Raw genomic sequence first — 13268 nt, forward strand, 5'->3', positions numbered from 1 at the left:
CGAGGTCAGGCCGAGCGTACTCAGCGCTCCGGCGGCCGTCCCCGGATAGCCTGCCGGTCATGACGCATCCCACCCAGGCCCGCTCGTTCGGTGCGGCAGCCGCCGAGTACGACCGGTACCGGCCCCGATATCCGCAGGCCGCACTGCACTGGGCGCTGGAGGGGCTGACCCGGCCCGCCCGGGTGGTCGACCTGGCGGCCGGCACCGGCATCCTCACCCGCGGCCTGCTCGCCCTCGGGCACCAGGTGACGGCCGTCGAACCCGACCCCGAGATGCGCGCCCACCTGGTCGCCACCACCCCGGGAGTACGCGCCGAGGCCGGCACCGCGGAGGCCATGCCGCTGGCCGACGGGTCCGCCGACGCCCTCCTCGCCGGCCAGGCGTACCACTGGTTCGACCCGGAGTCGGCGCACGCGGAGATCGCCCGGGTGGTACGCCCCGGCGGGATCTTCGCCCCGATCTGGAACCTCCGGGACGAGCGCGTCGACTGGGTGGCCGAGCTGAGCCGGATCGCCCGGATCGGGGACACCGTCGACCACCTGCGCCAGACCGTCACCGGCTTCGGCGACGCCTTCGCCCCACCGGAGTGGGCCGAGTTCCCCCACACCACCACGCTGACCCGCGACGAACTACTGGGCCTGGTCCGGACCCGTTCCCACTACCTGACCGCGACTCCCACCCGTCGGGCCGAGGTCGACCACCAGGTCCGCCACCTCCTAGACACCCACCCCGCCCTGAGCGCCCAAGATCCGATAACCGTCCCCTACCGCACCCTCACCGCCCGCACCCCCCGACTCTGACTCCCACCAACGGCCACACCGCTCGCTCCCACCCCACCACTGCCCACCCCCGCCGACCACCTCACCGGAACGGATGACGCCGCCCTCCGAGGGTTTCCGGGTCGCCCGACCGGCGCAGGGATCAAGCCTGACCGCCCGGAGCCGGTCGGGCGGCCCGGAAACCCCACCAGCAAGAACCAAACAGAAGTCAGACGTTCCGCTCGTACACCATGCGCAACCCGATCAACGTGATCATCGGCTCGTGGTGCGTGATCGTCCGGCACTCGTTCAGCACCAGCGACGCCAGCCCACCGGTGGCGATGACCGCCTTCAGCTCACCCATCTCGGCGGCCATCCGCTCGACGATCCGGTCCACCTGACCGGCGAAGCCGAAGTACAGCCCGGCCTGGAGGCACTCGACGGTGTTCTTGCCGATCACCGACCGCGGTTTGGTCGCCTCGACCTTGCGCAACTGGGCGGCACGGGCGGCGAGCGCGTCGAAGGAGATCTCGATGCCGGGCGCGAACGCGCCACCGAGGAACTCGCCCCGCCCGCTGATCACGTCGAAGTTGGTGGTGGTGCCGAAGTCGACCACGATCGACGGTCCGCCGTAGAGGGTGTAGGCCGCCAGCGTGTTGACCACCCGGTCGGACCCGACCTCCTTGGGGTTGTCGATGGCGAGCTGCACGCCGGTGCGGACGCCCGGTTCGACGATGACGCTCGGCAGGTCCGCGTAGTAGCGGGTCAGCATGGTCCGCAGCGAGCGCAGGGCGGCCGGGACGGTCGAGCAGGCGGCCACCCCGGTGATCTCGACGGCGTCGCCGGCGAGCAGTCCCCGGAACATCAGGCCCAGCTCGTCGGCGGTGGATCGGGCGTCGGTCTTGATCCGCCAGTTGTGCACCAGCTTGTCACCGTCGAAGGTCGCCAGAACGGTGTTGGTGTTCCCGATGTCGATGCAGAGCAGCACGCACGAAGCCTAGACGGGTTCAGTCCGTGCGCAGGTCCAGGGCGATGTCCAGGATCGGCGAGGAGTGGGTGAGCGCGCCGACGGAGAGGAAGTCGACGCCGGTGGCACCCACCTCGGCGGCGTCGGCGAGGGTCAGCCCGCCGGTCGCCTCCAACTCGGCCCGGTCGCCCACGGCCGCCACCACCGCGCGCAGTGTCGCCGGGGGCATGTTGTCCAGCAGCAGGAAACTCGCGCCGGCCTCCACCGCCTCCACCGCCTCGTCGAGGGTGTCCACCTCCACCTGCACCGGTACGTCCGGGAACGCCGCACGGACCCGGCGGTAGGCGGCGGCGACACCGCCGGCGGCGAACTTGTGGTTGTCCTTGACCATGGCGACGTCGTGCAGGCCCATCCGCTTGTTCGTGCCGCCACCGGCGCGGACCGCGTACTTCTCCAGGGTGCGCAGACCGGGCGTGGTCTTGCGGGTGTCCAGCACCATCGCCTTGCTGCCGGCCAGGGCGTCCGCCCAGGCCCGGGTGTGGGTGGCGACGCCGGACATCCGGCAGAGCAGGTTCAGCGCGGTCCGCTCGGCCGTGAGCAGCACACGGGTGGGGCCGGTGACCGTGGCGAGCACGTCGCCCCGGGCCACCCGCTCGCCGTCGCGGGCCACCAGGGACACCTCGACGGTACGTCCCGTCCCGGTCAGCTCTCCGGTCAGCTCGAAGACGGCGGCGGCGACCGCCAGCCCGGCGACCACCCCGTCGGCCCGCGCCACCAGGTCGGCGGTGTCGGTCTGGGTGGCCGGGATGGTGGCGACGCTGGTGACGTCGAGCAGGTCCGGGCCGAGGTCCTCGACCAGGGCCGTCTCGACGATCCGGCGGACCTGTGCCGGATCGAGGCCGGTCTCGTGCAGCATCCGTGCCGTGTCCGCCATCAGCTCTCCTCCCACCGGGTCGTCAACCGGCCCTGCGCGCTGACCGCGCCGACCAGGTGCCCCTGCCATCGTTCGTCGGTCGTCCCGTGGTCCTCGCGCCAGTGGCAGCCACGGGTCTCCTGCCGTGCGTACGCGGCGGCGACCAGCGTGGCGGCCACCGTGAGCAGGTTCGTCGCCTCCCAGTCGGCGGTACGCGGGGTGCCCCGGCCGGTGCCCAGGTCGACCAGCTCGGCGGCGGTCGCGGCAAGCGTCCCGGCGGACCGGAGCACCCCGGCGCCCCGGGTCATCGCCGCTTGGAGTGTCGAGGTCGTCGCGGCGGGCACCACCCAGCCGGTGCCGCCGCGCCACGCTCCGGTGTCCGCCGGGCGGGCCTGCTCGGGCAGGCCGGACGCGATGTCGTCGGCGATCCGTCGGGAGAAGACCAGCCCCTCCAGCAGCGAGTTGCTGGCCAGCCGGTTGGCGCCGTGCACTCCGGTGCAGGCGACCTCGCCGCAGGCGTACAGGCCGGGAATGGAGGTCCGGCCGTGCAGGTCGGTGCGTACCCCGCCGGAGGCGTAGTGGGCGGCCGGCGCGACCGGGATCAGGTCGGCCCCCGGGTCGACGCCGATGGCCAGGCACGAGGCGACGATGGTGGGGAAGCGTCGGGCCAGGAAGTCGCCGCCGAGGTGCCGGGCGTCGAGGTGGACGTGGTCCTCGCCGGTGGCCAGCAGGACCCGATGGATGCCCTTGGCGACCACGTCCCGGGGCGCCAGCTCGGCGAGTTCGTGCTGGCCGACCATGAACCGCTTGCCGTCGGCGTCCACCAGGTACGCGCCCTCGCCGCGCAGCGCCTCGGAGACCAGCGGCTGCTGGGCGTGCCCGGCACCGGGTACCCGGGCGGTCGGCGGCACGATCAGCGCGGTCGGGTGGAACTGCACGAACTCCACGTCGGTGACGGCCGCGCCGGCCCGCATGGCCAACGCCACGCCGTCGCCGGTCGAAACGGCGGGATTGGTGGTCGCCGCGAAGATCTGGCCCATCCCGCCGGTGGCGAGCACCACCGCGCGGCTCAGGATGGCACCGACACCGTCCTCGCTGCCCTCGCCGAGTACGTGCAGGGTGATGCCGCACGCCGGGCCAAGCCCGTCCGGACCGTCGCCGGGGGCACGGAGCAGGTCCAACACCAGCGCGTGCTCGACCAACCGGATCCACGGGTCACGGCGTACCGACTCGTGCAGGGCGCGCTGGACCTCGGCGCCGGTCGCGTCGCCACCGGCGTGCACGATCCGGTCGGCGCGGTGCCCGCCCTCGCGGGTGAGCATGAGCGAGCCGTCCGGGTTGCGGTCGAACTCGGCACCGATGCGCATCAGCTCACGCAGTCGGGTCGGCCCCTCCTCGACCAGGACCCGCACGGCCGCCGGGTCGCAGAGACCGACCCCGGCGATCTCGGTGTCCGAGGCGTGCATCGCCGGGGTGTCCGCCGGGTCGAGGACCGCCGCGATGCCGCCCTGCGCCCACCGGGTCGAGCCCTCGTCGATGCTGACCTTGGTGACCACCGTGACGTGCAGACCGGCCTGGCGCAGGTGCAGCGCGGCGGTCAGCCCGGCCACCCCGGAGCCGACCACGATCACGTCGGTGGTCTCCACCCAGCCGGGCGCCGGAGCGGCCAGCAGGCTCGGCAACGTGGGCAGGCCGACGGTCGGTAGCTCCATGCCTCCAGTCAACCCGAATGCTTCTCGGCTCGGACGGCGGGGGCCGGACGAGTGGTTCCGGCTACTTCGTCCGGAGCGGCAGACCGGCCGGGCCGACGCCCTTGAGCGACCCGGTCACCTTCCGGTCACCGAGCCACAGGTAGCAGCGCACACCGCGGTCCCCGGCCCGCCACCGGCCGGCGCCGGGCGGCCGGACCACCAGGTCGCTGCGGAAGACCAGCCATTCGTCGTCCGGTACGCCGGCGTAGCGCGCGAGCACCGAGCGGCAGCCGTCGTAGAAGGGCACCCACTGGACGCTACGCGTCGGGTACGCCCGCTCGGGCGACTGCCACACCCCGACGAACTCGGCGTCGTGGCGCGTGGCGCAGTCCACCGCGACCAGGGTCTGCACCACCCGGTTGCGGTCGACACGTGTCTGCTGGCAGCCCAGCCGCAACGGCGACGGTGTCCGGAGCGCGTCCCGCAGCGAACCGGTACGCAGCACCACCGTGGCCGCCGCCTCGGCCGTGGTGACCTCCATCAGGTCGCAGCGGTACCAGCGGGAGCCGGCGGCCCAGCCCGGCTCGGACGGCACCGCCACGGCGAGTCGCAGCCGGCCGGCCCGCCAGTTGTCACCGACGAAGCCGCTGGCCTGTTTGTCGCACTCGCCGAAGGCGGTACGCAGCTCGGCGGAGCCCACCGCGGGCGGCGCGGCACGTTCGGCCGGCAGGGCGCCGACGTGCACCGTCTCCACCCGGTGTGGCTGCACGCAGTCCACCGGCGCGTACGCGGCCAGCGAGACCGTGGGGGTGAACTCGGGCTCGTGGCAGACCCCGGCGGCCGGGGTGAACGGACCCGGCGGCGGCAGCGCAGCCCAGTCGTCGGTCAGGTCATCGTCGAGGCCGCCGGACCCGTTGCAACCCGCCAGCAGGGCCGCCACGGCGAAGGCCGCGACCAGGCTTCTCGTCGCACGCTGCATGACGCCGCCTCCCCCAGCCAGCGACCGCCTCCCGACGGCGCCCCCAGGGTAACCAGGAATGACCTTCCGGTGACAGACCGGATTTCGGATGAAGGAAGGGACCCTTGCTATACACGAGGCGTTAGTAGGGTGCCCTTCCTTACACCGTCAGCGGGTTGGAGACGGGAGCGCCGGCGGTGCCGGGGGCGGCGGTCGTCGGGTCGGCGTCCAGCTCGACGATCCGGTTCTCGGCGTCCACGTGCACCACCCGAGGGAGGTACGTCCGCGCCTCGACGTCGTCCATCTGCCCGTACGAGATCAGGATCACCAGGTCGCCCGGGTGCACCAGGTGGGCGGCGGCACCGTTGATGCCGATCACCCCGCTGCCCCGCCGCCCCGGGATCACGTACGTCTCCAGTCGGGCGCCGTTGGTGATGTCCACGATGGCCACCTGCTCGCCGGGCAGCAGGTCGGCGGCGTCGAGCAGGTCCTCGTCCACCGTCACCGAGCCGACGTAGTGCAGATCCGCCTGCGTGACGGTGGCCCGGTGGATCTTCGACTTGAGCATGGTGCGGTACATCGGGATCGCCTTTCGCGGAATGCGGGGTCAGGAGGTCGGGGCGAGCCGGACCGGAGCGTTGTCGATCAGCCGGGTGTCGCCCACCCAGGCCGCGACGAGCAGCCGAGCCGGACCGTCGACCGGGCCGGGCGCCAGGTCGGGATCGGTGAGCACCAGGTAGTCCAACCGGGCACCGGCGGCCTGGGCGCCGAAGGCCGCGTGCGCGGCGGTCAGCACCGCACCGGCGTCACCGCCCGCCTCGGCGGCCTCGGCACCGGCACGCAGCGCCCGCGACAGGCTCAGCGCCGCCGTCCGCTCCTCGGTGGAGAGGTACCGGTTGCGGCTGGACATCGCCAACCCGTCCGGTTCCCGGACCGTCGGCACGCCGACCACGTCGACCGGTACGTCCAGGTCCCGGCACATCCGCCGGACCAGGGTCAACTGCTGGTAGTCCTTCTCGCCGAAGAAGGTCAGATCCGGCCGGGTGAGCTGGAGCAGCTTCAGCACCACGGTGAGCACCCCGTGGAAGAACCCGGGACGGCTGAGTCCCTCCAGATCCTCGCCGAGCGGCCCCGGGTTGACCCGGACCGCCGGCTGGCCACCCGGGTACATGTCCGTCACCGAAGGCGCGAAGACCAGGTCGGCCCCGGCCCGCCGACAAACCTCAAGATCGTTTTCGAGGGTACGCGGATAGCGGTCGAAGTCCTCGTTCGGCCCGAACTGCAACGGGTTCACGAAGACCGTGACGATCACGTGGTCGGCGTGGTCCCGGGCGGTCCGGATCAACGTCTCGTGCCCGGCGTGCAGCGCCCCCATGGTCATCACCACCCCCACCGTGCCGGTGAGAGCGGACCGCGCCCGGGCCAGGTCACCCCGGCTGTGCACCAGTTCCGTCACCTCGCCCACCTCCCTGACGTCCGCCCGACCGGGCCACCGCCCGGCGTCACGCCGCCACTCCGGTCTGGTCCCGACCGAGCACGCCGAGCAGCGGCTCGGCGTCCACCGGTCGCAGTCGGCCGGCGGCCACCGCCCGGTCGGCGGTACGCCGGGCCAGGGCCAGGTACGGTCCGACCGCCTCGGGCGCGGTGGCGGCGAGCGCGGCCAGATGACGCTCGACGGTGCCCGCGTCACCCCGGGACACCGGGCCGGTCAGCGCGTCGTCGCCCAGGCGCAGCGCGTTCTCCAGGGCGGCCCGCAGCAACGGGGCCAGCACCTTCTCGGGTCGGTCCACCCCGGCGTCCCGCAGCCGGTCGGCCGCCTCGTTGACGAGGGTCACCAGGTGGTTCGCGCCGTGCGCCAGCGCCGCGTGGTACAGCGGCCGGTCGGCCTCACCGATCCACTCGGGCACCCCGCCCAGGTCCGCCACCAGCCGCGCGGCCAGCGGCCGAAGCTCGGTCGGGGCGGTCACGCCGTACGAGATGCCGGGCAGCCGGCCGAGGTCGTCGGGCGTACCGGTGAAGGTCATCGCGGGGTGCAGCGCCAGCGGTCGGGCACCGACCCGGACGGCCGGTGCCAGTACGGACAGGCCGTGCGCACCGGAGGTGTGCACGGCCACCTGGCCCGGACGCAACGCGCCGTCGGCGGCCAGCGCGGCGACCACCCCGGCGAGCGCGTCGTCCGGTACGGCGATCAGCAGCAGGTCGGCGGCGGACCGGGCGACCGCCTCGGCGGGCCGGCAGGAGGCGGCCGGAAGCAGCAACGCCAGTCGGGCCTTCGAGGCCCCCGAACGCCCGGTGGCGGCGACCACCCGGTGCCCGGCGGCGGCGAGCGCGGCACCCAGGGTGGCACCGACCCGCCCGGCGCCGATGACGCCGACGGTGAGCTTGGCGACCTGGGCCGACGGCCCGGGCGCGGGCCGCCGGAAGGCGGCCGGATGGTGGCGCAGCGGTGCGCTCATGTCACGATCCAGTCCTCGAGATGGGGTACCGGTCGGGGCAAGTATGCGTCGCTGACACGGATCTCAAACAAGGATGTGTGAAATCGTTCACCGGCGCCGAGGAGGCACCACGATGTCGATGCCTTGGCGGGCCGCGATGCACCAGGCGCTCTACGGACCGTCGGGCTTCTTCGTCTCCGGGTCCGGTCCGGCGGCGCACTTCCGCACCAGCGTGCACGCCTCCCCGGTCTTCGCCTCGGCACTGCTCCGGTTGATCCACCACCTCGACGCGGCCCTCGGCTTCCCCGAGCGGTTCGACGTGGTGGACGTGGGGGCTGGTCGGGGTGAGCTGCTGTCTTCGTTGGCTGCTGCGGTGGGGGTTTCCGGGGAGCCTTCCGTCGCGGTGAAGGTTTCCGGGGAGCCCACCCGCTCCGGGCGGTCAGGCTTGATCCCTGCGCGGGTGGGCTCCCCGGAAACCCTGACCTCCACGGCCGCCGTCCGTGCCGGAGGCTTCACCCCGGAGGTCGGGGGTACGGGGGTTCCGCTGGTGGAGCGGGTGCGGTTCACCGCGGTCGAGTTGGCGTCGCGACCGGATGAGCTGCCCGAACAGATCGCCTGGACGGATGAGATCCCCGACGGCGTCATCGGGCTGCTGCTGGCCACCGAATGGCTGGACAACGTGCCGCTGGACCTGGCTGTCCACGGCGAGGACGGCTGGCGCTACCTCCTCGTGGACCCGACGTCGGGCGAGGAGACGACAGGTGACCCGGTCAGCCGAGCAGACGCCGCCTGGCTCACCACCTGGTGGCCCCCACAGAACCAGCCCCACCCCACGGACGGCACCCTGACGGACGGCACCCCCAGCGAGCGGAATGCGGAAGTCGCGCGGGCCGAGATCGGGCGGACCCGGGACGAGGCGTGGGCGGCGGCGGTGGGCCACGTCGAGCGGGGGCTGGCCGTCGCGGTGGACTACGGGCACCTGCGCGCGGAGCGGCCCCTCACGGGTTCGCTGACCGGGTACCGGAATGGGCGACAGGTGCCGCCGGTGCCGGACGGATCGTGTGACGTGACCGCACACGTCGCCATGGACTCGGTCGCCTCTGCCGGTGAGCGGGTCGCGCGGTGTGCGTACTCCCTGCGGACTCAGCGGGAGGGGCTGCGAGCGCTCGGGGCCGACGGCGGGCGACCGCCGTTGCGCCTGGCCTACCAGGATCCGGCCGGGTACGTGCGGGCGCTGGCCGAGGCGACGGCGGCGGCCGAGTTGACCGATCCGGCGGGGCTCGGCGGGCACCTGTGGCTCTGGCAGCCGGTCGGCCTGGCCGTGGACCGGCTGCCACTGCGGGCCTGACGTTCATGGCACGATGGCGGGCATGACCACGGGCGACCTGCGCGAGCTGACCGTCGGCACCGGTGCCGGGTTGGTGGCGGGCACCGGCGGCGAGCAGCTCGGCACGGACATGGTGCTCAACATCGGCCCGCAGCACCCGTCCACCCACGGTGTGCTGCGACTCAAGCTCGTCCTCGACGGCGAACGGGTGATCGCCGCCGAGCCGATCGTGGGCTACATGCACCGGGGCGCGGAGAAGCTGTTCGAGGTACGCGACTACCGGCAGATCATCGTGCTGGCCAACCGGCACGACTGGCTCTCCGCCTTCGCCAACGAGCTGGGTGTGGTGCTCGCGGTGGAACGGCTGATGGGCATGGAGGTGCCGGAGCGGGCCACCTGGCTGCGGATGGCCCTGGCCGAGCTGAACCGGGTGCTCAACCACCTGATGTTCCTCGGCTCGTACCCGCTGGAGATCGGTGCGATCACGCCGATGTTCTACGCCTTCCGGGAGCGGGAGACGCTCCAGGCGGTGCTGGAGGAGGTCTCCGGCGGACGGATCCACTACATGTTCAACCGGGTCGGCGGCCTCAAGGAGGAGGTGCCCTCGGGCTGGACCGGCCGGGCCCGCGCCGCCATCGCCGAGGTACGCCGCCGGATGCCCGACCTGGACAACCTGATCCGGCGCAACGACATCTTCCTGGCCCGGACCGTCGGGGTGGGGGTGCTCTCCGCCGCCGACGCCGCCGCGTTCGGCGCCTCCGGGCCGGTCGCCCGGGCCTCCGGGCTGGACCTTGACCTGCGCCGCGACGAGCCGTACCTGGCCTACGACCAGCTCGACGTGCCGGTGGTCACCCGCACCACCGGCGACTGCCACGCCCGCTTCGAGGTCCTGCTCGACCAGGTGTACGCGTCACTGGACCTGGCCGAGCAGTGCCTGGACCGGGTGGACCGGCTGACCGGGCCGATCAACACCCGGCTGCCGAAGGTGCTCAAGGCGCCCGAGGGCCACACCTACGCCTGGACGGAGAACCCGCTCGGCATCAACGGCTACTACCTGGTGTCGCGGGGCGAGAAGACGCCGTGGCGGCTGAAGTTGCGCACTGCGTCGTACGCGAACGTGCAGGCACTCGCCACGCTGTTGCCGGGCTGTCTGGTGCCGGACCTGATCGCCATTCTCGGCTCGATGTTCTTCGTGGTCGGCGACATCGACAAGTAGGCCGGAATCGGTCAGCGCCAGCGGCCCCGGTCGGGCTCGTAGCCCGGCCGGTCGTCGTAGCCGGGCTCCTCGGCCTGGTGCCGCCGCCCGTACGGCTCCGGTTCCGTCCGCCCACGGACCGGTTCGGGCTGCTGCTGACCACGCTGGCGAGGTGGCCGCCACTCCTGCGGCACCGGGACCCCGCCGGGCGGTAGCGCCGGCTGGCCCTCCGGCTCGCCCCAACTCTCCCGCCACGTCTCGTCGCGGGCACCGCCGCGCCGGGGCTCGTCCTGCCGCACGCTGGCCCAGCGGTCCTGCATCCGATACTCGGTGCCGGTCTGGTCGGCGTGCACCTCGGCGCGCCGCTCACCGACCCGTACTTCCCGGCCCTGCTCGTCGTCGCGTACGGCGGCCCAGCGATCGCCGGCACGCATCTGCGCCCAGTACTCGCCGGTGTCGTCCGGTCGGGCCGTCCGACTCGCGGCCGGGGCCTCGGGCGCCGCCTCCCACCGCCCGGCGCCGCCGTCCCACCCACGGTCGTCCCGACCCGTCTCCCGGTCGTCCCGGTACCCGGCGTACTCGTCCCGGTAGGCGGCGCGGTCGTCGCGGTGCCCGGCGCGGTCGTCGCGGTGCCCGGCGCGGTCGTCGCGGTGCCCGGCGCGGTCGTCGCGCGGGCCGGTCCAGGACCGCTCGGGCTGTGGTTCCCCCCAGGCGGCGTCCTCCTCGCGGGCCCGGCCGGGCCGCTGAGGGTCGTCCGCCCGGGCCGCGCCGGACCAGGACCGCTCCTCCTCGCGGCCGGGCGGGGCCGACCAGGAGCGGTTCTCGCCCCGGGGGGACCGCTCGGCGGCGTCGGACCACGACCGGTCGTCCCGCTCGGCGGCGTGCCCGCCCCGGGACCGTTCCTCCGACCAGTTCGTGCCGTAACCGCCGTACCGGCCGCCGGACTCACCGCCACCGCCGTCCACGACGGTGTGCCGGGTGGTCACGTGCACGGTCTCGGTGTGCCGGACCACCCCGTGCGGGCGGTGCGCGTGGTCACCCGAGCGGTACTCGGCGTCCTGGCGGTTCGCCGCGCCGTAGACCCCGGCGCCACCGGCCGGGCGGTCGGTGCCGTACCCGGACGGCCGCTCGTCGCCGCCGCGCGACGCGGGGCGCTCGTCGTGGTATCCGCCAGCCGGTGCGTCGTCGGGTTCGGCGGACGCCGCCGCGCCGTACACCACGGCGGCAGCGGGCTCCGCGACCTGGGCCGCACCATACGTGCCGGCCGGGGCCGCAGGTCGCTCGGCGTACCGGGGCGGCGCCTCCGCGGCGGGCGCCGGGACCCGGGCCCGCCCCGGGCCGGGCGCCTCGTCGGTACCGGCCAACTGGGCGGCGCTCGCCTCGAGCCGACGTCGCAGCCCGGCCAGCGCCTCCTGGGCCCGCTGTGCCTCGTCGAGCGCCTGGTTGCCGCGCTGGGCGGCGGCCACGATCTCGCCCCGCAGTTCGCGCCGGAGTTCGTCGAGCTCCGTGCGCAGTTCCTCGCTCCGCGCCGAACCGTCCCCCTCGGTCCGCAGCGCGATGGAGAGGCCGATGAGCACCACGGCCATGATCGCCAGCACCGCGGCGAAGCGGAGCGGGCCGTTGCCGTCGGCGACCAGCAGGATCAGGGCTGCGACGGGGGCCAGGGCCACACCGCCCCAGAAGAGCGCTTTGAGCATTCTCTTGTTGCGCGCGTCGACGGGTACCGGGGCAGGCATGGGTCCCCACACTACCGAGAGTTGTGGTGGGTGGGAACGGTCAGCCGAGAACCTTTCGATGGGCGATGCGCCGATTTCGCCGTACCCGGCGGGGACCGGCGACGACCCGGCGCCCCCGGTCGGATCGACCGAGGGCGCCGGGTGTCGACGGGTCAGCTCTGTGCGTACGCCGCGTCGGTGGAGAAGACCAGGCCGACGCTGATCGTGCCGTTACGCAGACCGGTCTTGGTCAGCGGGCCACCACCGTCCAGCGACGAGAAGGAACCCACGGTCAGGCCGTACTTCTCCTCCAGGCCGGGCTTGCAGAACGGGCGCTCCTGGCACTCCGGCGGGCCGCCCAGCACGGTGGCCGTTCCCGAGCACTTCTCGGCCAGTTCGGAGAGGGTCCGTACGCCGTACTTGTCGGCGAACTCCTGGGTCACCGCGAACGCGTTCTGGCTCTGCGCGGCGGCCGGGGCACCGAAGGTGAGGCCGGCCTTCTCGCCGAGACCACGCAGGGCGGTCACGGTGGCCTCCACGTCCGGCGAGGAGACCGGCTGGCCGCCGCCCGCCTTGCCGTTGAGGAACTCGGCCATGGTGGCGGCGTACTCCGGGACGACCTGGATCTCGCCCTTCTCCAGCGCCGGCTCGTACAGCTCCCGGTTGCCGATCTGCTGGACGGTGACCTGGTAACCGGCCGCGGCGAGCTGGATCTTGTAGAGCTCGGCGATGATCTCACTCTCGGTGAAGTTTCCGGCACCCACCGTGATGCGCCCGCCCGGTCCCCGCTCGACCCCGTCGGCCAGCGAGTTCGCCGTGGCGAACTCCTGTGCGGCCACCTGGGCGCTCTTGCGGTCCACGTCGACCGCCTTGTTGAGCTGCACCAGCTTGGGGGTGTCGAGCACGGACGAGACCTTGTCCAGCGCCGCGACGAGCTGCGGGTTGGACACCTCGCTGTTGATCGCCGGGATGATGTTGTCCGCGTTCTGCAGGGACTTGTCGTCGTCGAGCGCGATGAGCTGCTCGCCGGCCACCGGTGCGCAGCCCTCCCCCGAGGCCCCCTGCTGCGGCGCCTCGGTGCCGGACGAGCCGGCCTCGCCGCATCCGGCCAGCACGCCCGCGGCGGCGATCGCGCCGACGAACGCGATGGACAGTCTTCTACCTGCGCGCATGTGCCCGCCTTCCGTGTCCCGGCGCGACCCCCTCGGGCCGGCCGCGTGTCCGACGGGCGATCCGCCTCGGCCGCCCGCAGTCCCACCCAACATCGTCGCGGCAGGCACCGACAACTCGGAGAGAACTTCGTCACCGG

The 13268-nt window shown here is 73.4% G+C and carries 12 protein-coding genes; 3 read left to right on the forward strand and 9 right to left on the reverse strand.

The features are described 5' to 3' along the window. Positions 1-59 precede the first annotated feature (59 nt). Positions 60-800, forward strand: a complete 741-nt coding sequence (locus ACQVFL_RS27965) for a class I SAM-dependent methyltransferase (RefSeq protein WP_431727929.1) — start codon at positions 60-62, stop codon at positions 798-800. A gap of 187 nt (positions 801-987) precedes the next feature. On the opposite strand, the gene ACQVFL_RS27970 is transcribed toward ACQVFL_RS27965, so the two are convergent. The 7 genes from ACQVFL_RS27970 to ACQVFL_RS28000 form a co-directional block, all read right to left on the reverse strand. Continuing rightward, entirely contained in the window at positions 988-1746 is a 759-nt protein-coding gene (locus ACQVFL_RS27970; RefSeq protein ID WP_396689819.1) for a type III pantothenate kinase, read from the reverse strand. 19 nt (positions 1747-1765) lie between these two features. Beyond that, on the reverse strand, positions 1766-2659 hold the full coding sequence (gene nadC, locus ACQVFL_RS27975) for a carboxylating nicotinate-nucleotide diphosphorylase (RefSeq protein ID WP_431727930.1): 894 nt from the start codon (positions 2657-2659) through the stop codon (positions 1766-1768). Then, positions 2659-4350, reverse strand: a complete 1692-nt coding sequence (locus ACQVFL_RS27980) for an L-aspartate oxidase (RefSeq protein WP_431727931.1) — start codon at positions 4348-4350, stop codon at positions 2659-2661. Before ACQVFL_RS27980 ends, nadC begins: the two co-directional genes overlap by 1 nt. Before the next feature lie 61 nt (positions 4351-4411). Further along, a complete protein-coding gene (locus tag ACQVFL_RS27985; protein ID WP_396689814.1) occupies positions 4412-5308 on the reverse strand; it encodes a septum formation family protein in 897 nt (298 codons plus the stop codon). Between the two features lie 139 nt (positions 5309-5447). Next, a complete protein-coding gene (panD, locus tag ACQVFL_RS27990) occupies positions 5448-5867 on the reverse strand; it encodes an aspartate 1-decarboxylase (protein ID WP_396689812.1) in 420 nt (139 codons plus the stop codon). A 27-nt stretch (positions 5868-5894) separates the two neighbouring features. After that, positions 5895-6743, reverse strand: a complete 849-nt coding sequence (panC, locus tag ACQVFL_RS27995; protein WP_431727932.1) for a pantoate--beta-alanine ligase — start codon at positions 6741-6743, stop codon at positions 5895-5897. 46 nt (positions 6744-6789) lie between these two features. Next, a complete protein-coding gene (locus tag ACQVFL_RS28000) occupies positions 6790-7743 on the reverse strand; it encodes a Rossmann-like and DUF2520 domain-containing protein (protein WP_431727933.1) in 954 nt (317 codons plus the stop codon). A gap of 112 nt (positions 7744-7855) precedes the next feature. Here ACQVFL_RS28000 and ACQVFL_RS28005 point away from each other — a divergent pair, with 112 nt between their 5' ends. Together ACQVFL_RS28005 and ACQVFL_RS28010 are read left to right on the forward strand one after the other, a co-directional pair. Further along, entirely contained in the window at positions 7856-9070 is a 1215-nt protein-coding gene (locus tag ACQVFL_RS28005) for an SAM-dependent methyltransferase (RefSeq protein ID WP_431727934.1), read from the forward strand. A gap of 13 nt (positions 9071-9083) precedes the next feature. Beyond that, entirely contained in the window at positions 9084-10265 is a 1182-nt protein-coding gene (locus ACQVFL_RS28010) for an NADH-quinone oxidoreductase subunit D (RefSeq protein ID WP_396689805.1), read from the forward strand. Between the two features lie 11 nt (positions 10266-10276). Here ACQVFL_RS28010 and ACQVFL_RS28015 read toward each other — a convergent pair whose 3' ends face one another. Both ACQVFL_RS28015 and ACQVFL_RS28020 read right to left on the reverse strand, forming a co-directional pair. Continuing rightward, complete coding sequence (locus ACQVFL_RS28015; protein WP_431727935.1) at positions 10277-11980, reverse strand: hypothetical protein; 1704 nt, start codon at positions 11978-11980, stop codon at positions 10277-10279. A gap of 152 nt (positions 11981-12132) precedes the next feature. After that, positions 12133-13131 (reverse strand): glycine betaine ABC transporter substrate-binding protein, encoded by a 999-nt coding sequence (locus ACQVFL_RS28020; protein WP_396689801.1) that lies wholly within the window; start codon positions 13129-13131, stop codon positions 12133-12135. Positions 13132-13268 lie beyond the last annotated feature (137 nt).

This window comes from Verrucosispora sp. TAA-831, assembly GCF_050780145.1.
GTDB lineage: Bacteria > Actinomycetota > Actinomycetes > Mycobacteriales > Micromonosporaceae > Micromonospora.

What these genes read in the sequence shown, in the direction of transcription:
- ACQVFL_RS27965 (WP_431727929.1), top strand. Translation starts at nt 60, where the DNA reads ATGACGCATCCCACCCAGGCCCGCTCGTTCGGTGCGGCAGCCGCCGAG.
- nadC (WP_431727930.1), bottom strand. Translation starts at nt 2,659, where the DNA reads ATGGCGGACACGGCACGGATGCTGCACGAGACCGGCCTCGATCCGGCA.
- ACQVFL_RS27980 (WP_431727931.1), bottom strand. Translation starts at nt 4,350, where the DNA reads ATGGAGCTACCGACCGTCGGCCTGCCCACGTTGCCGAGCCTGCTGGCC.
- ACQVFL_RS27985 (WP_396689814.1), bottom strand. Translation starts at nt 5,308, where the DNA reads ATGCAGCGTGCGACGAGAAGCCTGGTCGCGGCCTTCGCCGTGGCGGCC.
- panD (WP_396689812.1), bottom strand. Translation starts at nt 5,867, where the DNA reads ATGTACCGCACCATGCTCAAGTCGAAGATCCACCGGGCCACCGTCACG.
- ACQVFL_RS28000 (WP_431727933.1), bottom strand. Translation starts at nt 7,743, where the DNA reads ATGAGCGCACCGCTGCGCCACCATCCGGCCGCCTTCCGGCGGCCCGCG.
- ACQVFL_RS28005 (WP_431727934.1), top strand. Translation starts at nt 7,856, where the DNA reads ATGTCGATGCCTTGGCGGGCCGCGATGCACCAGGCGCTCTACGGACCG.
- ACQVFL_RS28010 (WP_396689805.1), top strand. Translation starts at nt 9,084, where the DNA reads ATGGCGGGCATGACCACGGGCGACCTGCGCGAGCTGACCGTCGGCACC.
- ACQVFL_RS28015 (WP_431727935.1), bottom strand. Translation starts at nt 11,980, where the DNA reads ATGCCTGCCCCGGTACCCGTCGACGCGCGCAACAAGAGAATGCTCAAA.
- ACQVFL_RS28020 (WP_396689801.1), bottom strand. Translation starts at nt 13,131, where the DNA reads ATGCGCGCAGGTAGAAGACTGTCCATCGCGTTCGTCGGCGCGATCGCC.